This window comes from Flagellimonas flava (assembly GCF_900129665.1).
In the GTDB taxonomy this organism is placed as follows: domain Bacteria; phylum Bacteroidota; class Bacteroidia; order Flavobacteriales; family Flavobacteriaceae; genus Flagellimonas; species Flagellimonas flava.
In genome coordinates, this window is the sequence record NZ_FQWL01000003.1 from 252,966 (window position 1) to 276,571 (window position 23,606).

Annotated in this window: 18 protein-coding genes and 1 tRNA gene; 12 read left to right on the forward strand and 7 right to left on the reverse strand. The window is 39.3% G+C overall.

What is annotated here, in order from left to right; genetic code table 11:
- Nucleotides 1–218: 218 nt before the first annotated feature.
- The 7 genes from BUC10_RS17975 (at nucleotide 219) to BUC10_RS10785 (ending at nucleotide 6,980) form a co-directional block, all read left to right on the forward strand.
- A complete protein-coding gene (locus tag BUC10_RS17975; RefSeq protein ID WP_073179399.1) occupies nucleotides 219–449 on the forward strand; it encodes a hypothetical protein in 231 nt (76 codons plus the stop codon).
- 145 nt (nucleotides 450–594) lie between these two features.
- Nucleotides 595–816 (forward strand): phage integrase SAM-like domain-containing protein, encoded by a 222-nt coding sequence (locus tag BUC10_RS17980; protein WP_245812825.1) that lies wholly within the window; start codon nucleotides 595–597, stop codon nucleotides 814–816.
- A 231-nt stretch (nucleotides 817–1,047) separates the two neighbouring features.
- Entirely contained in the window at nucleotides 1,048–1,440 is a 393-nt protein-coding gene (locus tag BUC10_RS17985; protein WP_073179404.1) for a tyrosine-type recombinase/integrase, read from the forward strand.
- A gap of 188 nt (nucleotides 1,441–1,628) precedes the next feature.
- Entirely contained in the window at nucleotides 1,629–3,833 is a 2,205-nt protein-coding gene (locus tag BUC10_RS10770) for a peptidase domain-containing ABC transporter (RefSeq protein WP_073179406.1), read from the forward strand.
- 4 nt (nucleotides 3,834–3,837) lie between these two features.
- The gene (locus BUC10_RS10775) at nucleotides 3,838–5,148 is read left to right on the forward strand and encodes an HlyD family secretion protein (protein WP_073179409.1); all 1,311 of its coding nucleotides are present in this window, start codon (nucleotides 3,838–3,840) and stop codon (nucleotides 5,146–5,148) included.
- A 261-nt stretch (nucleotides 5,149–5,409) separates the two neighbouring features.
- Nucleotides 5,410–5,592, forward strand: coding sequence for a hypothetical protein (locus BUC10_RS10780; RefSeq protein WP_073179411.1), 183 nt, complete (start codon nucleotides 5,410–5,412; stop codon nucleotides 5,590–5,592).
- Between the two features lie 176 nt (nucleotides 5,593–5,768).
- Nucleotides 5,769–6,980, forward strand: a complete 1,212-nt coding sequence (locus tag BUC10_RS10785) for a lanthionine synthetase C family protein (RefSeq protein ID WP_073179413.1) — start codon at nucleotides 5,769–5,771, stop codon at nucleotides 6,978–6,980.
- Between the two features lies 1 nt (nucleotide 6,981).
- On the opposite strand, the gene BUC10_RS10790 is transcribed toward BUC10_RS10785, so the two are convergent.
- On the reverse strand, nucleotides 6,982–7,932 hold the full coding sequence (locus BUC10_RS10790; protein ID WP_073179415.1) for a thiopeptide-type bacteriocin biosynthesis protein: 951 nt from the start codon (nucleotides 7,930–7,932) through the stop codon (nucleotides 6,982–6,984).
- A gap of 10 nt (nucleotides 7,933–7,942) precedes the next feature.
- Nucleotides 7,943–10,174, reverse strand: coding sequence for a lantibiotic dehydratase family protein (locus BUC10_RS10795; protein WP_165614886.1), 2,232 nt, complete (start codon nucleotides 10,172–10,174; stop codon nucleotides 7,943–7,945).
- A 645-nt stretch (nucleotides 10,175–10,819) separates the two neighbouring features.
- Between BUC10_RS10795 and BUC10_RS10800 the strand changes: the two genes are divergently transcribed.
- From BUC10_RS10800 to BUC10_RS10820, 5 genes are all read left to right on the forward strand, one after another.
- Nucleotides 10,820–13,171, forward strand: coding sequence for a tetratricopeptide repeat protein (locus BUC10_RS10800; RefSeq protein WP_084732624.1), 2,352 nt, complete (start codon nucleotides 10,820–10,822; stop codon nucleotides 13,169–13,171).
- A 220-nt stretch (nucleotides 13,172–13,391) separates the two neighbouring features.
- Nucleotides 13,392–13,465: transfer RNA gene (locus tag BUC10_RS10805), tRNA-Asp, on the forward strand.
- Nucleotides 13,466–13,726: 261 nt separating this feature from the next.
- On the forward strand, nucleotides 13,727–14,212 hold the full coding sequence (locus BUC10_RS10810) for a hypothetical protein (RefSeq protein WP_073179422.1): 486 nt from the start codon (nucleotides 13,727–13,729) through the stop codon (nucleotides 14,210–14,212).
- A gap of 84 nt (nucleotides 14,213–14,296) precedes the next feature.
- Nucleotides 14,297–14,626, forward strand: coding sequence for a YegP family protein (locus BUC10_RS10815; protein WP_073179425.1), 330 nt, complete (start codon nucleotides 14,297–14,299; stop codon nucleotides 14,624–14,626).
- Between the two features lie 56 nt (nucleotides 14,627–14,682).
- Nucleotides 14,683–15,819, forward strand: a complete 1,137-nt coding sequence (locus tag BUC10_RS10820) for a formylglycine-generating enzyme family protein (protein ID WP_073179427.1) — start codon at nucleotides 14,683–14,685, stop codon at nucleotides 15,817–15,819.
- On the opposite strand, the gene BUC10_RS10825 is transcribed toward BUC10_RS10820, so the two are convergent.
- From BUC10_RS10825 to BUC10_RS10845, 5 genes are read right to left on the reverse strand one after another with little or no spacing between them, the layout of a single operon-like run.
- Nucleotides 15,812–17,857 (reverse strand): c-type cytochrome domain-containing protein, encoded by a 2,046-nt coding sequence (locus BUC10_RS10825; RefSeq protein WP_073179429.1) that lies wholly within the window; start codon nucleotides 17,855–17,857, stop codon nucleotides 15,812–15,814. The genes BUC10_RS10820 and BUC10_RS10825 overlap by 8 nt on opposite strands.
- Nucleotides 17,858–17,866: 9 nt before the next feature.
- Nucleotides 17,867–18,706 carry a chitobiase/beta-hexosaminidase C-terminal domain-containing protein gene (locus BUC10_RS10830; protein WP_073179431.1) on the reverse strand — a complete coding sequence of 280 codons (840 nt, stop codon included), beginning with the start codon at nucleotides 18,704–18,706 and terminating at the stop codon, nucleotides 17,867–17,869.
- Entirely contained in the window at nucleotides 18,703–19,740 is a 1,038-nt protein-coding gene (locus BUC10_RS10835; RefSeq protein ID WP_245812816.1) for an NHL repeat-containing protein, read from the reverse strand. The genes BUC10_RS10830 and BUC10_RS10835 overlap by 4 nt, the downstream gene beginning before the upstream one ends.
- A complete protein-coding gene (locus BUC10_RS10840) occupies nucleotides 19,737–21,227 on the reverse strand; it encodes a DUF1501 domain-containing protein (protein ID WP_073179435.1) in 1,491 nt (496 codons plus the stop codon). Before BUC10_RS10840 ends, BUC10_RS10835 begins: the two co-directional genes overlap by 4 nt.
- Nucleotides 21,228–21,229: 2 nt before the next feature.
- Nucleotides 21,230–23,587: a PSD1 and planctomycete cytochrome C domain-containing protein gene (locus tag BUC10_RS10845; protein WP_073179438.1), complete on the reverse strand. Its 2,358-nt coding sequence runs from the start codon at nucleotides 23,585–23,587 to the stop codon at nucleotides 21,230–21,232.
- Nucleotides 23,588–23,606: the final 19 nt, after the last annotated feature.

Here is a 23,606-nt window from a genome sequence, read left to right on the forward strand (position 1 = left end):
TCATTTTATTTAGTTCCAAAAAAACACCATCTAAAACCATAAAAAAGGTGACTCTCACCATGCCTCTGAACACCCCTTTAAAAGAGTCACCAATGTTTGGAGCAATAAATGTCCTTTTTTACCCTAAAAAAGAGAGTCTGATACAGACGGAAAAGTAACGATTTACGCTAGGGTTACGGTCAATGGTAAGCGGGCGGAATTTAGTTTAAGATGGACTGTTGAAGAACGGCGACGGGAATCCAGAGCAGGCAGATTATGGGGGAACTGGTCTTGAAGTGTCGAAGGTCAATCGATTTTTGGACACAGTCAAAAACCGTTGTTTTAAAATCCGAGATACTTTACTTAGCGAAGACCAAGGTGTTTCCGTCACCACTATCAAAAACATCTATTCGGGTAAGGAAAGTAAAGTACACATGGTTCTAGAAATCTTCCAGGAACATAATGATTAAATGGAAAATTTGTTGGGGAAAGGTTTCACAAAAGAAACTTTACAACGATATAAAGCGGCTTATAAGCACGTTTCGGGATATATCCAACAACTAATCTAGAAATGACATTCCTGTTCGTAGGGTCGACCGTAAGTCTGTCACAGGGCTGGGATACTTTTTAAAGTCAAAACGAAATTGCGAACATAATATGACCATAAAGTATATCGTTAACTTCAAAAAAATTATTCGCATTGCCTATGCCAATGAATGGATCAGCAGAGATCCTTTCTTTCATTGGAAGGCCAGTTGGAAGACCGAGGAGAAACAATTTTTAACCCAAGCAGAGCTGGACTTTACAGAACAAAAAATCCTTTTTGCCACGACTTGACTTAGCGCGTCATATTTTTGTGTTCTGTTGCTATACAGGTCTGGCTTATGCCGATGTGAAACTGTTGAAATAGGAAGATATCATCATCGGGATCGGTGGTTACCGATCAATCAAGATGGCGCGAAAGAAAACAAAGGCCATTAGTAGCATTCCCCTACTACCTCCCGCTGAAACTATTGTTAAAAATATAGTGAACATCCATGCGTTTTGGATGGCTAAGGGGTGTTGCCCGTGCAGACCAATCAAAAGTCAAATGCCTATCTAAAAGAGATAGCGGATGTCTATTGCATCAGCAAAAGCCTGACCACCCATTTAGCACGGCATACCTTTGCGACCACGGTCACCCTGTCCAAAGAAGTTTCAATTTCGACTGTGAGCAAAATGTTAGGGCATCATTCCTTAAAAACCACTCAAATCTATGCCAAGGTTCTCGATAGCAAGATTCCGGATGGAATGGGACAATTAAGAGAAAAGACACAACAGAATGAAACCTCTAGAGTAAAGGCAAAATTGAAAACTAAAACTGTCTACTTGGAAAGCAGATATCCTATCCAGCTGAGCTACGTGGTTTTTTTGCGGGTGCCAAATATTCAACAAAGAAGAAACAGCTATATTAAAATATAAAAATACCTCTAGTTAAAATCTATCAAATTATACCTGCCCGCCAAAGCAATTTGAACTCTTATCAATATCCACATTGGGGCCTTTTACAGATTCAGAAACTTCAAAATGATTTATTGTAGTTTTTATGCTATTAAAAAGAAAGAATATTCTTTACATTTAGAAAATTATTACAACTTCCAACTTAGCCAATGCCCTCAAAAAAGTTTCCTTATTTCAAACAGCTGGATCAAATGGATTGTGGCCCAACTTGTTTGCGAATGATTACCAAGTTCTACGGTAAAGAATATGCTATCGATTTTTTACGACAAAAATCAAATATTACAAAAACTGGTGTCTCCTTAGGGGGTATTGCGGAAGCCGCCGAAGAAATAGGTTTTCATACCATGGCTGTGAGTCTTGACTTTGAAACTTTTGAAAAGGAAGCTCCTTTGCCCCTTATAGCCCATTGGAGGCAAAGACATTTTGTTGTTGTGTACAAAATTGAAAGGAACAAAGTATACGTTGCTGATCCCGCATATGGATTAATACAGTATTCCAAAAAAGATTTTTTGACTGGATGGATTGGGGAGAATGCTAATGAGAAGACTTCCGAAGGGTATTTATTGTTATTAGAGCCCACTCCAACATTCTATAAATCAGAGGCAATAGAAAAAAAGGAGTACGGTTTCAGATTTTTATTTTGGTATTTCAAGCCCTATAAAAAATATATAGTACAGCTTTTTATTGGACTTGCGGTTGGAAGTTTATTACAACTAATTTTTCCATTTTTGACACAGGCTGTTGTGGATTATGGAATTAGTCACCAAAATATCAACTTCATTTATTTGATTCTTATTGCTCAACTCACTTTGTTTTTGTCCCAAACCAGCGTTGAAATCATTCGAGGATGGATTTTACTCCATCTAACAAGTCGAATAAACATCAATTTAATTGCAGATTTCCTTACAAAGTTGATGAGACTCCCAATCTCCTTTTTTGATTCCAAAAATACTGGGGATATTATCCAAAGAATCTATGACCACGATCGTGTACAAAGCTTTCTATCCAGTACTACCCTGAACACCCTTTTTTCTGCCTTTAATTTAGTTGTCTTCGGCATAGTGTTGGCATATTACAACCTAGTGATATTTACCATTTTTATGCTGGGGTCTTTAATTTATGTTGGATGGACCCTAATTTTTTTAAAAAAACGGGCAGAATTAGATTATAAACGATTTGACCAGTTAGCGGATAACCAAAGTAGTATTTACCAGCTCATTTCTGGGATGCAAGAAATAAAGCTTAATGGGTCTGAAAGAAGAAGGCGCTGGGAATGGGAAGCCATTCAAGTCAGGCTGTTCAAAGTGTCGATCAAAAGTTTATCCCTTTCTCAAACTCAAAATGTGGGAGGTCAATTCTTTAATGAGCTCAAAAACATTTTTATAACCTTTATCGCTGCTAAATCAGTTATTGAAGGAAATCTAACATTGGGTATGATGCTATCAGTCCAATATATAATTGGACAACTTAACTTGCCAATAAATAATTTTATAACTTTTCTTCAAACAGGTCAGGATGCAAAAATCAGTCTGGAAAGACTTGCAGAAATTCATGCAAAAAAAGATGAGGAAGAGGCCAACGACAATCTCATATCAGAATTTCCAAAAAACAAGGTTATTGAAATTAAAAACCTCAGCTTCAGATATGGTGGCCAGACATCACCATGGGTATTAAAAGACATTAATCTAAAAATACCTGAGGGTAAGGTAACAGCCATTGTAGGTGCTAGCGGGAGTGGAAAAACCACATTGATCAAACTCTTGTTGAAATTTTACAACCCTACAACTGGAACCATTTCAGTTGGTAATACTAAACTTAAAAACATACATGCCCGATTTTGGAGAAGTAACTGTGGCACTGTAATGCAGGATGGATTTATATTTAATGATACCATTGCCAGGAATATTACAGAATCGCTTTCAGAAGGTATTATCGATAGAAAAAAATTATCCCATGCGGCTCATGTAGCCAACATCGAAGAATTCATAGAGACCCTTCCATTGGGCTACCAATCCAAAATAGGCAGTAGTGGAGCGAATATTAGTGGTGGTCAAAGGCAACGTATATTAATTGCTAGATCTGTTTATAAAGATCCGGCCTACATTTTTTTTGATGAGGCTACAAGCGCATTGGATGCTAATAACGAAAAAATTATCATGAAACGGTTGCAGGATTTTTATAAAGGTAAAACTGTCCTTGTAGTGGCACATAGATTGAGCACGGTAAAAAGCGCGGATCAAATAATTGTTCTGGATGGAGGAATGGTCATAGAGCAGGGAAACCATGATGAGTTAACCTCAAAAAAAGGTATGTATTATACATTGGTAAAGAACCAATTGGAATTGGGAAAATAACTGTATGGAACAATCAAGTAGACATATGGATAATTGGGATGAGCGTTCCGATCAGGTAAGGGAAATTCTTGGAAAAGCTCCTAACTGGGTCATACGGTTCGGGACTACGGTAATATTCGTTATTTTTCTTTTACTATTGTTCGCTACCTCCATAATTAGCTATAATGATATAATCCCAGCCCAAATAATTGTTACCAGTAAGAACCCTCCAGTACATTTGAAATCTAAATCTTCAGGAAAATTAGCCAACATTTTCGTTGAACCAGGCCAGTTTGTTATCAAAGATCAAAGATTGGGTGAAATAGAGAATACTGCAAATATTGAAGATATCTACTATTTATTGGAGAAAACTAAAAATTTAGGGCAACCTATGGCGCATTTGGATAGTCTTAAGGCCGTATTTCCCCCTCACCTTGAGGTGGGAGAAGTACAAAGTGCTTATGGGGATTTCATCACAAGGTACCAGGATTACATTCTATATAATTCCTTGACTCCAAACAAAAAGGAATCTGCTGTAATCAGCAAACAATTAATGGAACAGAAATTTCTTTTGGCGAAACAACAAGAGCAATTATTGCTAATTCAAGAAGATCTAAAACTATCAAATATTGCTTTGGATCGTAGTAAGAGATTATTCGAAAAAGGAGTGATATCCAAAGCTGAACATGAAGGGAATCAAAGGAAATTTTTATTGGATAAACAACAATATGAAGGTTTTAGAACTGGTATCTCCAACACACAAATTGCCATCGCCAGCTTTAACAACTTGCTGACAAAGTCCAATATTGAAGGCATGGAACTTAAAAACAGTCACATACAGCAACTAGAAAAAGCACATCAAAATCTGATAAATAGTATAATGCAATGGGAACATAAGTATATTTTTAAAAGTCCTATCACGGGAAAAGTTACCGTTTTTGACATATGGAACAAATATCAAAATGTTTCTATTGGGCAAACAGTTTTCACGGTAGTACCAAGGGACAATCTAGATGGATTTATTGGTAGAGTGACCTTGCCCATTCAAAACTCTGGAAAGGTTAGATCGGGACAGAGGGTAATCGTTAAACTGGATAACTATCCATTCCAAGAGTGGGGAAGTTTGGAGGGAAAAGTGCAGAATATTTCAGAAGTTCCAAAACAGGATGGACAAACGTTGTATACACTTTACATTGAAATTAAAAGTTTAACCACCTCTTTTGACAAAAAAATCAACTTTAGACAAGAAATGCAGGGTACAGCTGAAGTAGTTGTTGAAGAACTTTCAATTTTGCAACGAATATTTTATCATTTAAGAAAGACTTTTAGCCGTTGAGTATTTTTTTAGTAGTAACCGTTCAATTTTAAATTAAACATATTTATTCATCTAAATTGGTGAATCAAGAACTTGAATATCAAACTAGACAACCTCCTAAGGGTTTTATGCCCCCACAACTAAGTTATTGTCAGAATAAGAAACCCGAACATTTGAAACTTTGAGAACAATAGAAGATATTAATTTAACTTTTTTCTGAATTTTTTGTAAGAATTTATCTATAAATTTATTAATGTATTTAATATTAAAAAGCAACATGTCATGAAAAAAAACAAAAAAAATCTTCTGGAGCTTAACAAAAAGGTTATTTCCAACTTAAGTAAGGAAAACCTCAGAGGAGGAACTTGGACCTTTCCCACTTTCCAAACAGGATGCAACACGGGCAATACCTGCACTTGCGATGGTGGAACAATCCATAATCCCAGTGATTGCGCCTGCCCGTAATTCTTAAACATCTAACTCTTCAAGGTAGGTTATTGGCTAATCTACCTTTTTTTATTCTTGCCCAAATTATATACTTTTTTCATCCATTATTGCCACTCGGTTTAGCCTTTTGAGCTTTTCGGTCATACATTATCATTGATAACCCTTGCCCTTGATGGATTATTTGATACTTCAGCATGAACATTAGAACCACCCTAAAAGAAAAATTAACTGATATAAGCCAAGTCGTCCAGGAGAAATATTCGGAAGAAAAGGACATAGGTGTTTTGGCTGGAATCTCCGGCTGTGCGATGTTTCAATTTTACTATGCACAATATCTAAATTCTGAAAAACAAATGGATTTAGGCCTGGAAATGATCTCACTTTGTATTGACAAAATGAATAAGGGGTATACCTATTCTACATACTGTAGCGGAATTGCCGGTATGGGTTGGACAGTTCAGCATTTAGCTGCTGAAGGTTTTATTGAAGTGGATTGCGATGATTTTTTAGCGCCTTTTGATGAGTATCTATTTACATGCATGAAATCTAGCCTATTAAAGGGCGATTACGATTTTCTGCATGGAGCTATTGGCTATGGCTTTTATTTTTTTAAGCGCTATAAACACACTCAAGACGAAAAGTTAAAAAAAAGATATCGAACATACCTAACGAAACTAATCCTTCAATTGGATTCAATTTCTATCGTTAATGACGACATGCGCAAGTGGCAATCCATTCTATATGCCAAGAACAACGCAAAGGTTTATAATCTTGGTCTATCGCATGGTATGTCAAGTATTCTCAATTTCCTGACAAGGGTATCTGCCATAGATGAAGTTTCTGATAGCTCAATAAAAATGGTTGAAGGAATACTTAATTATTTGCAAGAACAGAAAAATCCAGATGATTGTGGGCTGTCCGTATTCCCAAACTGGGTAGAACCCGGACATCCAGTTGAATATAATGGAAGAATAGCTTGGTGTTATGGAGATCTTGGAATTGGCATTTCACTTTTGCAAACAGCAAAGGAGAGGCAAGATATGACACTGGAAAAATATGCTACACAAATTCTGCTTCAGACTTCGGAAAGAAAAGAACCCAACGAAACCAAGGTGGTAGACGCCGGAATTTGCCATGGTTCGTTTGGAAATGCACTGATATACAACAAATTGCACAAACTCCATCACAGTCATCATTTTAAAAGCTCCGCTGCTTTTTGGATTAAAGATGGAATTGAAAAAGCTTGTCATGCCAATGGATATGCTGGCTATATGCAGTGGGACGGTGACAAACTTGGATGGAACACAAAACTTTCATTATTGGACGGTGTTGCCGGAATTGGGTTGGCAATTATGGATTATTTATCAGAAAAGCAGAACAATTGGGATGAATGTCTAATGTTGTGAACTAGTTACCTTTGACAACTCCCATTTTATGAGCTACCATCTTAGCAGAGGTATTTGGTTTTTTATATTTCTTCCGCGCAACTACCGATTTATAATAACGATAAAGAAAATCATAGCAGACCAATTCATGAAGACGGTTTTTGGATTTAAATAATCGATTCATAAACATATGCAGGTAACTGGCCATTAAATCATTATATCTCACCTTAAGACCGTCTCTTTTCTTGTGCCCATTAATACGCAAAGCCAATGGTTGGATTCGGAACTCTCTTTGATCCAAGATTTCTAGGATAGGGTAAAAAGTCGACTTGTCTTCATTTTTCAGTCGCATGAATCGCTCTATTTTTTTACTTTCTGCACGATACTTATCATCCAGCTGTTTTTTTAAAGGCCTGGAAATTCCAAATTCAATTCCAAATCCAGTTTTTAAACGATCTAAGAGGCTCAATTTCTCCTCAAGTGAATATGCAAAAGTATCAAGGAAGCGGTCCATTGCCCTAAGGGAAAATAACCATCTAAGTTCTTCTCCTTCATCTCCTTCTATCATATCTAAAAAGTTGACGATACAGACACTGTCATGAAAAAAAATCTCCTCCGACAATTCCATGGTATTATCTCCATACCTTTCCAATTCTCGCTGATATGTCTCTATTTGGGTTTTCCAAATTAAATCTTCATTCATAAGCTGTTTAAAATATGGGTATAATCTGTTAATTACCTCGCCAATGTTTTTCAAATCAAAAACTTGGAACCGTAGCCGTAGGTGGTGTTTGGGGTCAGTGTAACGAATGAAAAACCAACTCTTTATTATTTTTTCCTCTAACAACTTTTCCGTAACAGGTTTAATAATATCCGTAAGAATAGAATCCGAGGTTTTCGGGCCTGCGTAAACTTTGTAGTATAGCCATTCATCTCCGGGAATTAAGTTTCTATCAACTTTGATGTTATTCATTTAAAACATTTTAATCCAGTTTGGATGAATTGTAAAATGATACAATTATTTGGTTGGTAAAGTAAGTATCGTTCATTGCTACAACGCCTTCTTTTCCATGTAAAAATTCAGATAGTCTGAAACTATCCCTTTTGGTAATTATATCCAGAAGCATCCTTACCGATGTGAGATTATCCAGATTTACTAGAAGCTCATTATCACCATCTAAAAGCTTAACAAATGAAGGCATGTTCATCCTTTTTTTAAAGACTTTCAGTTCATCAATTAAGGCGATATCATCTTCCTGATTTTCAATCAATTCTCGCACGTGATCTTTTTTCAGGTTCCATGTTGCTTCTAAGAGAATCAAGTTTTCATACTCTATCCTAGGGAAGAAATCAAAATCCTCCGTAAACTTGTCCAAATTCAACCACAACCCTCCCCTGTTTCCTTGATTCTGTATATCAGATAAAAAGTGATATATAGGAAGTGCATTGCTACTATAATTATGTGCGTTGGTCAAACGGGGAATTACTTCAGCATTGTATTTTTTTGATCTGAGAACTAACCTGTTCCCTTTTACCGACACCCACAAGTCATCGATGCTCAGTTGGTATTGTGAAGGTTGAATGGACCTTGCTAAATAAGGAATTTCGTACTTTCGAAAATCCGGTCTCATAAGTATATTGCCCACTCTGGATTCGGGCAGGTGAACAATCTCCGCCATGATTTTGTCCTTATTCATTTGGTTCTCAACCTCAATTATTTTATTAGCATGTTCGAAAAGCTTGGAATCCCCGTGACAAAAACGGCCAATCAGATTGGCTGCACTGGAACCACCGCCTCCATTGAATTTTATTTTCTTTACCCCATCCACATTAATAAGTTCAATCATACATGAGATTGTATCAGGCAAGTCATCCCATATAACCTCATATCCTTCAAAGTCTTCATCAGTAACTTTAATTGTATAAGCACCGGTTTTATGTGCCTCAAGTAATTTTTTTTGAAAGAAAGAATCTATTGTTGTCCATTTTAGGTTTCTTGCTTGACTTTCTTTTTTTTGAGCGTTGACTACCAGATTATCTACCAAGGGATTAACATCTCCCGTATCTTGGTTTTGAATATACCCTAATCCCATTTCCGTATCCAATGCGATGGCCAATGGAACCTCCCTACCTTCGAACCTATCGTAAAATGCATCTTTAAACTTAGAAAGTAGAGTGTCCTCTCGACGAAGAGATATTCTGTTCAAAAAGGTAAACCCTTTTTGGACATCATACATTACTTCATTACTGAGTGTGTTTTTATTGAAGGTAGGTTCTAAATCCACTTGAAATAAGTATTTGGATTCAAATTCTGTTTCCAAGCTTTTGATTTTATTACCTAGTCCCAAGTATTTTTTGTGACACACTCCCAATTGATCGTTCATACTTTCAAATTCCTTATGAACATCGTTTAGAACAGATAAGATTTCGTCTGTTTTTTCCAATCCACTTAGGACTGAGCGGATTTGGTCCATAAATTCAGGCCCCGATACCGATGGTTCTAATTCGCTGACCAGAATTTGATTATCAATTAATTCATATACGAACGCATGTGCTTCTTCAAAAGATATATCCTTGGTAACCAACAATTTGGATAGTTCCATTACAGATGAACCTTTGACGGCCTTGTCAAGTATTTTCCTAATAAACTCACTTCCATCGACAGCGGAAATTTGATGATGCCTCTTTGAACCAACATAGCTATATTCTACATACCGCAATTGGTTTCCTGCTTTATATAAACTGGAATTGGGATAGTAAAGAAGTTGTTCCTTGATTGATCTGTTTTTTGCCAGGTTCTGAGACAATGCAACTAAATAGTTCATATCCAGTCGAGTATGGCGTCTGATTGCGAGCAAACCCCTTGGTTCTATTTTTGTTTCATGTCCAAACTGGCCTATCGCACAACCAGCAAATATTCCAAAAGGTGTGCACCTCGATGTCATTCGGGCATAATATTTTAGAATGGAATGTTGCAGTTTTTTAATCTTTGATCTATCTGTGATACCCTTTTCCAGCCATCTATCTATTTCCATTAGTAATGACGGTGAAGCCAAGAAAAGAGCTTCTCGAGTTATTGGGTCATTACAGATATCCTTAAAATCTTGGTTTGAAACTGTCTTTTGAGTGGTCAGATTTTTATACGCATCAAAGGAAAGTAGAGGTGTGCGTAGCACATAATTCGGAAAAACCTCATATTGACATCTATGTGTCATAAGAAATATACTTTTTAGAATCTTTTTCCTGAGTTTTAGTAAAACATCAAAAATGGACTGCATTTAGGAACCATGATGGTTTGAAAAAGAGTATCCATGAAACCTACTATAGGTACGATTCATAAATCGAATTGGATAGGCCTAGGATGGCTAACTATAAATTAATTGTACTATAAAGTTCCAAAAACCGGCTTCTAGTCCGCACTACAATTGGCTAATCCCCCAGAAAATTTAGCCTTAACTTAAATCGTCAAATAAACAAAACATCGATTATTACGAATAACAATCGATGTTTTTTTGTTATTTAAATAGAGTTACACTTATAGATGATTGCAACCTGGATAATTGGTATGTGAAGGTGGGCTACAAGCATCACAAGTATGACCTGTTTTACCACCTACAATTTTGTTCAACGCGTTCAGGTTGGAGATTACTTTTTTGTTTAATCTCAACTCTTTTAAATCTTTTTTCATAAATGTTTCATTTTAAATTATTAGGCTACAATATATAAAATAAATTCCTACAAATTGAATAAGATATTAGAGTATAATAATTTTTAAATTACTTTTGTATTTAATTGAACTGATGTTTTTTCTAAAAAGAATTTATTTCTTTTAAATGTCAAGTTAGCACCCAAATTATCGTATGATATTTTACTTTTTAAAAACTCACCTGCTTTTATTGACCTTAGGCTGTAGCTCGTTAGTTGGTATGGAATACCATCTGTCCAATAAAAAACCTGCTTCGGAAAGTTCAATAATTAATGAACCCCGTAAAGAGCGAAAAAAACCTTCTCATGTGACTATCCTATGGGATGCATCGTTCTCACTTTCATCCAAAAAGATTGAACAAGAGATTCTTCTTTTGGATGAGTATTTTGAATATCTGAATGATGCGGATGTATCACTATTGATATTAAGCAACGATGTAACATTCTCTCAGAAATATCAAATAAAAAAAGGTGATTGGAGCCATCTAAAATTGAAAATAAGGGATATCACTTATGATGGTGGCATAGCCTATGATATTTGGAATAAAATTGGAAAACTTTCAGGAACGGTATTATTATTTTCCGATGGAATAAATTTTCCAGATAAAACGAACACAGAAAAAGAATTGGTGCTTTTCACCATTAACAGCAGAAAAAAATACAATAGACTTTTTTTAAAAACACTAGGGGAAGCCAATGGGGGAAGCCACATTGATTTAGGACACGGTATTAAACAGAATAAAAGTCCAATAATGTACTTGAAAAGTCCTGAAAGACAAGATTTAACCAAGTTTGAAGATTATTCCTATAAAAATCCAATACACAAAGAAAAATCCATATCTGGAGTAGTAACTGACCTAAGTGGGCCATTAGAGGGTGTCAATGTATCTGTTAAAGGAACTGATCGGATCACCACCACCGATAAAAACGGAAAGTACCGTATAGATGGAAAACCCTCAGAGTCCCTCATTTTTTCGTATCCAGACCGTGATTCCATTGAAGTTCTGATAGATGAAACCACAAATGAGGAAGACATCTTCATGTCTTCAAACCTAAACTACCTAGATGAAGTTGTAGTTGAAGGAGAAACTAAGTCCGAGGCAGGTATTGATAGCAAACAAAAAATCAAAACAAATTTTGGAGTACTTGATAAAAAAAGTTCGGGTTTCTCAGTACGGACAGTGACTTCGGACAAAATCCCTCCTTCTTCTGTGGACATCTATGATGTTATTCAGAATGCATTACCAGGTGTAAGGCTGGCCCCTACCGGTTCAAGTGACAACAAATTAGTATTGATCAGGGGAGGGCATAGAAACTTCTCCGGATTGGTAGGAGCAGCATGGGATATAGATGGTAACATTCTTAAGGACACTGATAATATTCCTTTTATAAGTGCCCATGAGATAGAAACTGTCACCGTTATGCCTGGGAGCTGGGCTGCAGCACGTTACGGCTCAATAGCTGTAGCCGGAATTGTGATAGTGAGAACACGTAGAACATCTAACAATGGGCAGGATAACCCAAGCAATAACGGAAATCCTAATTCAGGGTTCTTGAATAGAAATGTTTATCAAAAGGATGCTATTATTGGGATATCCAAATCCGGAGGCACTTCCAAACCTGTTCAAAAGATAATCGAAAGCAAGGATGCCTCAGAGGCTTATAAAAGATATTTAGAGATTAGAGATTTGTATCGACACTTCCCCCATTTTTTTTCCGATGTATTTGAGGTTTTTGAAGATAAATGGCACGATAGAAATACCTCTTTATTGATTTTGTCGAATATAGAAGAACTTTTTTATGACGATTCAAATGCCCTTAAAATAGCTGCCTACAAATACGAAGAAGCTGGTCAGTTGGAAAGAGCTCTTCAGATTTACAGAAGAATTTTAAGGCTAAGACCCTTGCATTCTCAATCTTATCGAGATTTGGCCAATATCAATACAAAAATAGGAAGGAAGAAAAGGGCATGGAATCTATACAATGGTTATCTAAATTTATTCGCGGAAGGTGCAAATTACGATGACGGTCTTGATCAAATAGTCAAAAAAGAAATGGAACGGCTTATGGAGCATGGAAAAGGATTTAATTCTCCTGCTCCAAACTATTCAACTAACTCATTAGAAGGTCCTATTGAAATCATTGCTGAATGGAACCAACCAGAGGCCGAATTTGAACTTCAATTTGTTCATCCTAATGGCCTTTTTTATGATTGGAAACATTTTTTGACACCAGAAAATGACCAGAGGATGTTAAGTGAAAAAAAACGGGGCTATTCAGCGCAAAGTTTTTTTATCGATTCTTTATCGAAAGAAAGATGGCTAGTAAACATTAGATATAAAGGCAATAAATCCGAGTTCATTCCAACTTTCATAAAACTCACGATAAGGGATACCAGGCAAAAAGGTTTTACAGAAGAAGTAGTAAAAGTTTTGAAGCTGAAAAATCAAGAGATAAATTACAAAGTTGCAAGTATCAACAGTGAAAATTTTGATTTTTTCGAATAATGATTACAAGGATTTTTTTAATCTAAAATATACTTTGATCATTTTTATATAAGTATTTCACCTACTTACTATTTGTACTTTTTAAATGAAGTACATATCCAAACTAAGTATTATTACCAACTAGAGAACCTTGATTATTTTCTATTTTTTTGCTTTGCAAAAAGCATGAACAAGATTTGAATCCCGCTTTTGCTGGAGTCTTGGAAAAGATAAAATCATTGGTCTGGTAGTTCAGTTGGTTAGAATACCTGCCTGTCACGCAGGGGGTCGCGGGTTCGAGTCCCGTCCAGACCGCAAAAACCCCGATAGTTAATTAACTATCGGGGTTTTGTTTTTTGCAGTTTTTGAATTTCAATTCTAACCTCTCTTTTTAGTTTGATCTTAATGATACTTTTTTTTTGCTGAATTGACAATTCACATATAAATGTTCTTATTCCGCAGTACCAAAAGATACCAACTAATACGACCACAGTTAAATCATAAAATATTCCTAACACCCATTACCCTTTGCCACCATTCTTCTGAACTTTAGGATTGATTATTAACACTAACAATATGAGACTGCTTTTCACATTTTCTTTTTTACTGATTTCGACCCTAGGTTTTTCGCAAAATGCTTGGAAACTCATTTATGAGAATGATGCGGAGGGATCGGCACTACATGGAAAACTGGACGAACTTATCTCCGCCATTCAAAATGGCGCATCCATAAGGATTTATTATAATTCCAAGAAATCCATCGATTCGGATACTTATGTGGAACATACTGCCTTAGTTAAATTTTTTACCATCATGAATTCGCCAAAAGGGCAATTCGTTACAGCTCAAATTGATCCTATAGTTGGGCAAATTCCCAACTTTGAGGAGGAGACCATGACCTTAAAGGAAAACTTGGAATGGTCCCTTATTGCTTCCACCAATGGAAAAAACGATACCATGACCAGAAACGTAATCACTGGAGAGATTATTAGTCATGAGGTTAGAAACTGGGGCACCAAATGGTTTGTTGAAGATAATCCAAGGCCAACATCCTCACATTAGGTTGCCCCTTCAAAAAGGATTTCATACCAACCATTAGCAACTTTTCAATAAAATAGCTAGATTTAGGACTCTAAACATTTAATCATGGGTAAATTCGAAATTAAAACAGACAAATCTGGTCAATTCAGATTCAACTTAAAAGCAGGCAATGGTCAAGTTATCCTCAGCAGTGAGGCTTACACCACAAAAGCAGCCTGCGAAAATGGTATCGAATCTGTAAAAACAAACTCTCAAGACGACAACCGTTTCGAAAGAAAAACAGCAAAGAACGGTAGTCCATACTTTAACCTGAAAGCTTCTAATGGGCAGGTTATTGGTGCCAGTGAAATGTACTCCAGCACCTCAGCCATGGAAAATGGTATTGCCTCTGTAAAGAGCAATGCTCCAGGAGCTGATGTTGAGGACAATTCGTAACTCAAAGAAACTTTTAAAGCACGAAAACAGCCCAATAGGGCTGTTTTTTTTGACCAATGAACACTAAAATCTTGATACTTAAAAACTTGTTTCCATACTATTATTCCACTTTGGCCCTCATGCTACTTTTTAGTTGTAAGCAATCGCCGAACAGCCAAAGTAAAGGAGATGCGACCCCAAATATCCAAGTATCGGTAGCCGACAGTATCATCACCAAAATCCCAAGTGGTGTTGAAACTCCCGAAGGCATGGTCTGGATTCCCGGAGGAACATTTCACCAGGGCGCTGTGCCAACCGACAACATGGCCATGAATCATGAGAAGCCGAGACATGAGGTCGCCATAGATGGTTTTTTCATGGACATTACCGAAGTGACCAATGCCCAATTTGAAACATTTGTGGTAGCCACAGATTACATCACACTAGCTGAAAAAGAAATAGATTGGGAGGAAATGAAAAAGCAACTCCCAGAGGGAACCCCCAAACCGCATGATTCCATTATGCAGCCAGGGTCTCTGGTGTTTAAAAAAGGGCAGGTTTCCAATCTTCAAGATTATTCGCAATGGTGGCAGTGGACCATCGGGGCCAACTGGAGACATCCATATGGCCCAAAAAGTTCAATAATTGGGATGGAAAACGAACCCGTAGTCCATATCGCCTATGAGGATGCATTGGCCTATTGCGAGTGGGCGGGCAGGCGATTACCAACCGAGGCAGAATGGGAATATGCAGCCCGTGGCGGCAATGCCAATAATATTCATTACTGGGGAGATGCGGTGGATTCCTTAGCGCAAAACGCAAACACATGGACGGGCAACTTCCCAAAAGACAATGACAAAGAGGACGGTTTTGAACGTAGGGCTCCAGTAAAATCGTATCCTCCAAACGGATATGGGCTTCACGACATGGCGGGTAATGTTTGGGAATGGACCAGTGATTGGTATAACAGTAATTATTACCAAGAATTATCATCGACAGGAACGATAACCAAGAACCCTAGGGGAGCTACGCGGGCATTCAATAGCGGAAATCCCTATGCGGTGGAGCGGGTGATCAAAGGAGGCTCTTTTTTGTGCAGCGCCTCATATTGTGCTAGTTATCGAGTATCAGCAAGAATGGCTACCTCTCTTGATTCCTCGTTAGAGCATCTTGGGTTCCGCACAGTGAAGGATGCCCTGCCAAAAACTAATTAAAAACCAATTCGTCCACAAAAATAAAGCTGGGTCCGCCAGGAGAAATATGCCAATCCGGGTTCTTCAAAGGACTTTCTACAAATAACCTTACCTTTTTAAGGGAAGTGGGTTCAAAATCGATATTGTAAACAAAACGTTCAATATCGTTGGAAGGAGGCACGTCTGGTAATTTTATCGTTTTTATTTTGGAAAAATTCTGTCCATCGGCCGACCCCCAAACCGTATATCCTACTGGTCGAAAAATCCAATTGGTAGGTTGGGACAAGCAACCCACAGCAATATTGGAAATTGTGGTTTGTTCCTCAAACTCAACGGTTGCCGTCATATGCTCAGCTTCATAACCCAGCCAATTCCCATCCACAAAATTAGTGGTACCACGTTTAAAATCCGCTAGCGTCTTACCTCCCTTAGCCGTATACTTGGGATGTGGGTTTTTGGCCAATGAAACGCTGCTCACTTGAACCCTGTTCTTCAAAAAATCCGCTGTGCTTTCCTCGCTAGGTTCCCATTGGTCCAAGGTAGCGTAAGCTCTAAGTTTTGAAGTCTCCTTAATGTAAAAAGGTTGGTGGTATTCGCGGGGAACAGTATCTTTTTTGACGTCTTCCAGCACATAGAATATCTTGGCCCCTTCAAAATATTGTTCAATGGAAACCTGGACCGAGTCCCTAAAGATTTCTTGTTCCGCTATAATCGTTGGTGGGCCTAAACTGCTTGCTGCAAAAACACTATCGGCAATCTGTCCTTGAATCTCTACCGTTTGGTTACCCTGTTTGAAAGATGTAAGTCCATCCGCAGACATTTGGGTCTGCCAGACGAAAAGTTTTTTAAGGTTGGGCAGATCCGAAATACGGGCAAGTGATGCATCATCTAAATCGGTTCCAAAGAGATTCAAAGTCTCCAGAAATTTAAAACCCTTGAGCTGTTTAGCACCTTCATTGGTGATTTGGGTATTCTGTAGTTGTAGTTTAATGAGGTTTTTAAAGGACTTCAATTGTTTTGCCAATTCATCATCAAAGTTGGTATATGCCAAATTTAATTCCACAATGTTTTCCTTATGTTTTTTGAGCAGTTCAAAGTCCTCTGGAGAAACATCTTTTCGTTGCATGAAATTGACGGACAACAACGGCATTTCCTCTGACAGCAATTGCGCCGAGAGCTTATTTGCGGCCAAGGAGGCCATAAAATCCGCAGGTATCCCGTCCACTTTTTCAGCAATCTGCGCTTGTGAAGAGGTATCCTTTTCCAGAGAGGCTAACACGGACTCCAATTTCCCCTCATGGGGCAAATCCTTCACCAGGCAATCAAAACAATTATTATTGGCCATCCACCATTCCAACAACAACACCTCTTCAGAAGTGAGCTGTACCTTTCCCTTGGGCGGCATATGTTCTTCCTCCATTTCTGGGAGATGAATGCGGTGCATCAACAGGGAAGTCCCTTCCTTGGGCAAGGAATCCAATAAAGCCCCAGAGTCACCACCTAACAACAATTCACCTTGGGAGGTCAACAACAGTCCACCTTTGGCCTTACCGCTATTATGACAACTGACACACTTTTTGTTCAAAATAGGTTGAACTATTTCGGTAAATACCCGTGCCTCATCTACATTTTCAATTACAGGCTCTTCATATTTTTTAGCGAACAGAAAGTCTTCCCCATGGGTAAGACTTCCGCCATAATGCCCTGTTAAGGTTAGCAATAGTAAGACCACTACAAATATTGGCATGTAGGCTTTTTGAGGCTGTTTTTTGGAGGATTTCTTCAAAAAATAAAGACCAATTGCCCCAACAGCAAAGGCTACAGCAATCCAACGATGTCTATCTAATAAAACCTCATCATATCCGCCATTGTCCCCCAAAAACCATCCTGAAATGATCGAAAAGACCGCACTAGCAGCACCTATCCCAAGGGTAAACAAAATGGTACCATTGTCCTTTGGGGCAGGTTTCTTCGCATAAAATAATTCCATTAGAAAAGCCAACAACAAAATCCCAATAGGGAGATGGACAAATAATGGATGTAAATTACCTAGCTGCATAGTCTTAAATTATTCTGCCCATATCTCGTCAATGAACACCCAGGGCATTGTGCCCTTGCCCTGATGCCAATCCGGTATTTCAGAAAGTGGTTCAATGGTTATGGTCAGTTCTTTATAATTACCCGTTGTTACCGGAACTTCCAAAAACAACATCTTCTTTTCTCCAGCTTGGGCACTTTCCTTAAAAACAAGGGTTCCAATTTGGTTGCCCAACACCGCTATGGTTATCGTTTCAGGCGAAAAAATCCAGGAACCTTGATCCTGGAGCACACTTACAATGACACTTTCAATATTCCGACTTTCCGGAAATCTCAAATCTACCGTAATTCGATTCTCTTGAAATCCCAGCCAGTGGTTTCCATTCCTAAAATTGGTGGATCCTTTTTGTCCATCCGCAAGCGAAGCCGCCCCATTTCCAGGATAATTCACATGTGGTTCCGTATGTAATTTGGCTTCAACACCAGATAGATTTCCCTTTTGCTTCCGCACCCCAACCTCTTGTGCTTCACTTGTCCTATACGCTGGATGAAAAGCTTTTGCCTTTACAGTGGCCGTGTTATAAGCCTGAATTGGCCCACTATAGGTTTGGGAATTAGCATCTACCTCACTACCATCCAAGGTGTATTTGATCAGGGTACCTTCCTCCTCCAAATGAAGTGTAATTGTCGCCATTTCTCTAAAAAGCACAGAGTCTGCCAAAATTTTTGGCGATGCCAGTTGGATGGAATCGGTCAGCAAAAAAACCTTCTTTTTGGATTGGCATGAGACCATGGTTCCAAAAAGAAAGAAAAGTAACGGTAAACCCCAACGGAAGCCAATGCTATGTAAACCCAAACCTGGTACATTCATACTCTGTACAGTTTTATGGGGTAGCTGGCCCAAGAATTCCATTGCGCCACATAAATGTTCTCATCTTCGTCCACACAGACATCATGGGGGTGCCTAAAGATTTTTAAGGTCTGGTGCATTGGATTTAGTTTTTCCTGTTCGTATACCGGTTTACTTCCGCCAGGAGCGGATATGAGTCGATTATTTTCATCCAAAATGGAAACGAACCCAGTGCCTTCAGAACCATCCCCGGACCAGATGGTGGCCAGATATACATGATTTCCATGAATCACCGGACGACAAATATAGGCTCCTGGCAAATCAATGGAATCCAAATAAGTGCCATCCAAAGCAAAGCGTTTGAGTTTGTTCTGCTGACGGGCAGTTATGAGCAATATTGGATTTTTTGCGTCTCGTTTATCGATGCAAATTCCGTGGGCATTATTGAAAAGATGGTCATCTTCCCCCCTTCCTCCAAATATATTTTTGATATTTCCTTTGGCGTCATAGTGGGTGATATATTGGGCACCATACCCATCGGCCACATAGATATCGCCATTATCTGCAATGGCCGTTTCGGTGGGAATGTATTCTTCTTTCTTTTGATATTTACCACTTTCCTTTGGAAATGGAAACACTTGGATTACCCTTCCATCCAAGGTGGTTTTTATGACTTCATGTCGATTATTGTCGGAAATGTACAGATACTCGGTTCCATTTTCATCATGAAGCGTTAGTCCATGCGCCCCGGGATAGTCTGTCCCCCATGAATCCAACAACTTGCCGGATTTGTCATAGATGAGAACATTGTTCTTGGTATGATTGGTCAACAAAATAATCCTCCCTTTGGCATCCTGTACCATTTCATGACAATCCTGCACAGGAAATTGCTTGCTGTTCAACTTTCCCCAGTCCAAGTCGATTTTATACCGATGGGAACCGTGCCCGATAACGGCATCCTTTGCATTCCATCCTGAAAATGACATGGAACCCATTGCCGCTAAACCCAAAGATGCAACACTGGTCTTTTCCAAAAAGTGCCTGCGTTTCATCATGCCAAAATATCCTTTACCACATGTCCTTCCACATCGGTCAATCTAAATCTTCTTCCCTGGTATTTGTAAGTTAGGCGTTCATGATCTATACCCAAAAGATGAAGTAATGTAGCTTGAAAATCATGCACATGCACAGGGTTCTCGGTGATATTATACCCAAAATCATCAGTTTCCCCATAAACAATACCCGGTTTAATGCCACCGCCCGCCATCCACATGGTAAAGCATCTTGGGTGGTGGTCTCTTCCGTAATTGGTATCGGTAAGTAAGCCTTGCGAGTAATTTGTTCTTCCAAATTCGCCTCCCCATATCACCAAGGTATCGTCCAACATACCACGTTGTTTTAGGTCTGCAACTAAGGCCGCAGAAGCCTGGTCCACATCTTTGGCTTGTTTTTCTATGGCCGAGGGCAGGTTATCATGTTGGTCCCAGCCCATGTGGTATAATTGGATAAAACGCACATCCTGTTCTGCCAATCTTCTTGCCAACAGACAATTGGCTGCATAGGTTCCAGGGATTTTTGCATCCGCCCCATACATTTTATAAATGTATTCCGGTTCGTTTTCTGTATTGATTACTTCAGGAACGGAGGTCTGCATCCTGTAGGCCATCTCATATTGGGCAATCCTACTTTGAATCTCACTATCGCCAAATGCTTGGTATTGTTTTTCGTTAAGCTCGGCAAGATTATCCAAAATTGCCCTTTTGGTAGATTTGGAAATCCCTTTCGGGTCATTTAGATAAAGTACCGGATCTTTTGCTGCCCTAAACTGAACACCCTGATGTAGGGAATGCAAAAATCCATTGCCCCATAAGCGGGTATAAAGAGGTTGACCGTTAGGTCGTCCACTACCTCTGGACAATAACACCGTAAAAGCCGGAAGATTTTCATTTTCACTGCCCAAGCCATAGCTCAGCCATGAACCAATACTTGGCCTCCCTGGTTGCTGCGAACCCGTTTGAAAAAAGGTGACGGCCGGGTCGTGATTAATGGCCTCCGTGTACATTGATTTTACAATGCAGAGGTCATCCACCATTTTTGCCGTATAGGGCAATAGATCACTTACCCATGTACCATTTTTTCCATATTGTTTGAAACCAAAATTGGAGCCCACCAACGGAAAACTATCCTGACCAGAGGTCATACCCGTTAAACGTTGGCCATTACGAATGGATTCGGGCAAGTCCTCTCCCCTTCTTTGATTGAGCAGGGGTTTGTAATCAAAAAGTTCCAATTGCGAAGGGCCTCCACTTTGGAAAAGATAAATAACACGCTTGATTTTGGCTGCATGGTGTGGTGAATTCAAGATTCCCTTGATTCCCATTGGACCATCGGCCTTGGTGAGCAACTCCCCTTCTTTTTTGTAAAAGTTACAGCCCAACAAGGACCCTAAGGCCACACCTCCAACACCTAGGGCGGTTTTTCCCAAAAAAGCCCTTCTGTTGAGATTGATGGCGTTATCCGCAATAATTTTCTTTTCGCTCATAACTATCCTCTTGTGATGGTTTCGTCCAAATTCATAATGGTCTGCGCTGTCAAGGCCAACGCTGTTAGTGCTTCTGCAGGCAAATCCGAAACAACGGCAAATTCCCCGATGGAAAGATATTCTTCCGGAACAATTTCACCATCCTTGATTCGCTCCAAGGTATCCGAGTGGAACTTTTGAAGCACGTTCAGTTCCTCTTCATCCGGAGTTCTGGATGTGGCGTTTTGAAAAATGTATGAAATCTGATTTTGCAATTCCCCGTTGGTTTTGGCAACTGCCTTTACTGCCATTGCCCGGGCCGCTTCTATGAGTTGTGGATCATTCAGCAACACCAATGCTTGAAGCGGGGTATTCGTTTCCTGCCGCTTAACCGTGCACAGATCTCGTGAAGAAGCATCAAAAGTCATCATGCTTGGCGGAGGAACGGTTCGTTTCCAAAAGGTATACAAACTCTTTCGATATAAATCCTTGCCCTCGCTCTGAACATAGGTGGCCGTGCTTCCACCTCCACCACCGGTTGTTTCTTCCCAAATACCTTCGGGCTGATAGGGTTTTACACTTGGGCCGCCCACCTCTGGATTCAGCAATCCACTGATCTTCAAGGCTTGATCCCGAATCATTTCAGCACCCAACCGCAATCTTGTTGCTCTGGCCAAATACGTATTTTCTGGGTCTTTTTCCTGCATCTCTTCCGAGATTTCGCTACTCTGCTGGTAGGTGGCGGACATTGCCATATATTTCAACATCTGTCGAATATCCCAGCCTTCTGTACGGAATTTTACCGCTAAAAAATCCAATAATTCTGGATGGGACGGAAGTGCGCCCTGGTTCCCAAAGTCGTATGAGCTTTCAACAATTCCTTTCCCAAACATCCGCTGCCATAATCGATTCACCGCTACTCGCGAGGTCAGCGGATTATCTTCATGGAACAACCATTTGGAAAGACCCAATCTGTTTTTTGGCAAATCTTCCGGGAAGGGTAAAATGGCATCCGGGGTAGCTGGGAATACCTGATCTGCCGGTTGATCATACACACCCCTGTTCAACACAAAAGTCTCGCGCGCCTTTGGCATGTCCTTCATTACCATGACCTGGACATTGCTTTTTGGACTATTGGTCATATTCACAAAATCCAAAACTCCGTCCGCCTCATTTTTGGAAATGGTGATATAGGGTTTGGGAATGACCTGGGCATTGGCCATAAGTCCATCCTCATCGATATTGTTGAAAAAGCTGAACAGCTCAAAATGATCTTGTTGGCTCAACGGGTCATATTTATGATCATGACATCGGGCGCATTCCATTGTCATGCCCAAAAAGGCCGTTCCAAAGGTATTGGTCCGATCTTCCACATATTCAATTCGATATTCTTCGGGGATGACCCCTCCTTCCGCTGTAATTTTATGGTTCCGGTTGAATCCGGTTGCCAAAATGGACTCTTTGGTGGTATTCGGCAACATATCGCCTGCCAATTGATAGGTTACAAACTCATCATAGGGCATATTTTTGTTGAATGCATGGATGACCCAATCCCTCCATGGCCACATGATTCGTTCAAAATCATCCTGATAACCATGAGTATCCGCATAACGCGCCACATCCATCCAGTCTGCAGCCATGTATTCGGCGTAATCCGCTGTCCCTAATAGGGAATCCACTATTTTTTCATACGCCTCCTTAGAGCTATCCTTCATAAATGCATCCACTTGTTCCACACTTGGCGGAAGGCCCGTAATACTGAAATAAAGTCGGCGAATCAATTGCTCGTTGTTAGCCTTTCTTGATGGTGAAAAACCTCGGGAGTTTAATTTGTCCAACACAAATTTGTCAATTTCATTCTGACTCCAGTCATCTTCATCAATAACGGGAATCTCTTGATTTTCTGGAGCTACAAATGCCCAATGTTTTTTGTAAACGGCCCCTTGTTCAACCCACTTTTTCAAAAGTTCCTTTTCATACTCCGAAAGGGAAAGATTGGACTCCTGTGGTGGCATTACCAAGTTGGGATCTTCGCTCAGGATTCTTTGAACAAGTTCACTTTTTTCCAAATCGCCGGGTACTATGGCGTACCGATCTTTGTTTTCCCCAATGGCGGCATAGGCGTCTTCGGGTTTGTTTAACGAAAGGCCACCTTCAACCGCATTTTTATCGGGACCATGACAAGCAAAACACCTGTCCGACAAAATAGGCTTGATATGAAAAGAGAAATCGATGGAATCCGGGACCTGCATATTGGATTCACCTTCTTGTACAGTAGCATATTCACCTTTTTTTCCTTGACAACTCGACAGAACGAGTGCAACAATCAGGGAGATTGTAAAGGCTACAATACTTTTTATGGTTGATGAGTGGAGCGTCATGCCAAAAAATTAAAGCTGG

Coding starts and splice junctions, on each gene's coding strand:
- BUC10_RS10770 (WP_073179406.1), top strand. CDS start 1,629: ATGCCCTCAAAAAAGTTTCCTTATTTCAAACAGCTGGATCAAATGGAT.
- BUC10_RS10775 (WP_073179409.1), top strand. CDS start 3,838: ATGGAACAATCAAGTAGACATATGGATAATTGGGATGAGCGTTCCGAT.
- BUC10_RS10780 (WP_073179411.1), top strand. CDS start 5,410: ATGAAAAAAAACAAAAAAAATCTTCTGGAGCTTAACAAAAAGGTTATT.
- BUC10_RS10785 (WP_073179413.1), top strand. CDS start 5,769: ATGAACATTAGAACCACCCTAAAAGAAAAATTAACTGATATAAGCCAA.
- BUC10_RS10790 (WP_073179415.1), bottom strand. CDS start 7,932: ATGAATAACATCAAAGTTGATAGAAACTTAATTCCCGGAGATGAATGG.
- BUC10_RS10795 (WP_165614886.1), bottom strand. CDS start 10,174: ATGACACATAGATGTCAATATGAGGTTTTTCCGAATTATGTGCTACGC.
- BUC10_RS10800 (WP_084732624.1), top strand. CDS start 10,820: ATGATATTTTACTTTTTAAAAACTCACCTGCTTTTATTGACCTTAGGC.
- BUC10_RS10810 (WP_073179422.1), top strand. CDS start 13,727: ATGAGACTGCTTTTCACATTTTCTTTTTTACTGATTTCGACCCTAGGT.
- BUC10_RS10815 (WP_073179425.1), top strand. CDS start 14,297: ATGGGTAAATTCGAAATTAAAACAGACAAATCTGGTCAATTCAGATTC.
- BUC10_RS10820 (WP_073179427.1), top strand. CDS start 14,683: ATGAACACTAAAATCTTGATACTTAAAAACTTGTTTCCATACTATTAT.
- BUC10_RS10825 (WP_073179429.1), bottom strand. CDS start 17,857: ATGCAGCTAGGTAATTTACATCCATTATTTGTCCATCTCCCTATTGGG.
- BUC10_RS10830 (WP_073179431.1), bottom strand. CDS start 18,706: ATGAATGTACCAGGTTTGGGTTTACATAGCATTGGCTTCCGTTGGGGT.
- BUC10_RS10835 (WP_245812816.1), bottom strand. CDS start 19,740: ATGATGAAACGCAGGCACTTTTTGGAAAAGACCAGTGTTGCATCTTTG.
- BUC10_RS10840 (WP_073179435.1), bottom strand. CDS start 21,227: ATGAGCGAAAAGAAAATTATTGCGGATAACGCCATCAATCTCAACAGA.
- BUC10_RS10845 (WP_073179438.1), bottom strand. CDS start 23,587: ATGACGCTCCACTCATCAACCATAAAAAGTATTGTAGCCTTTACAATC.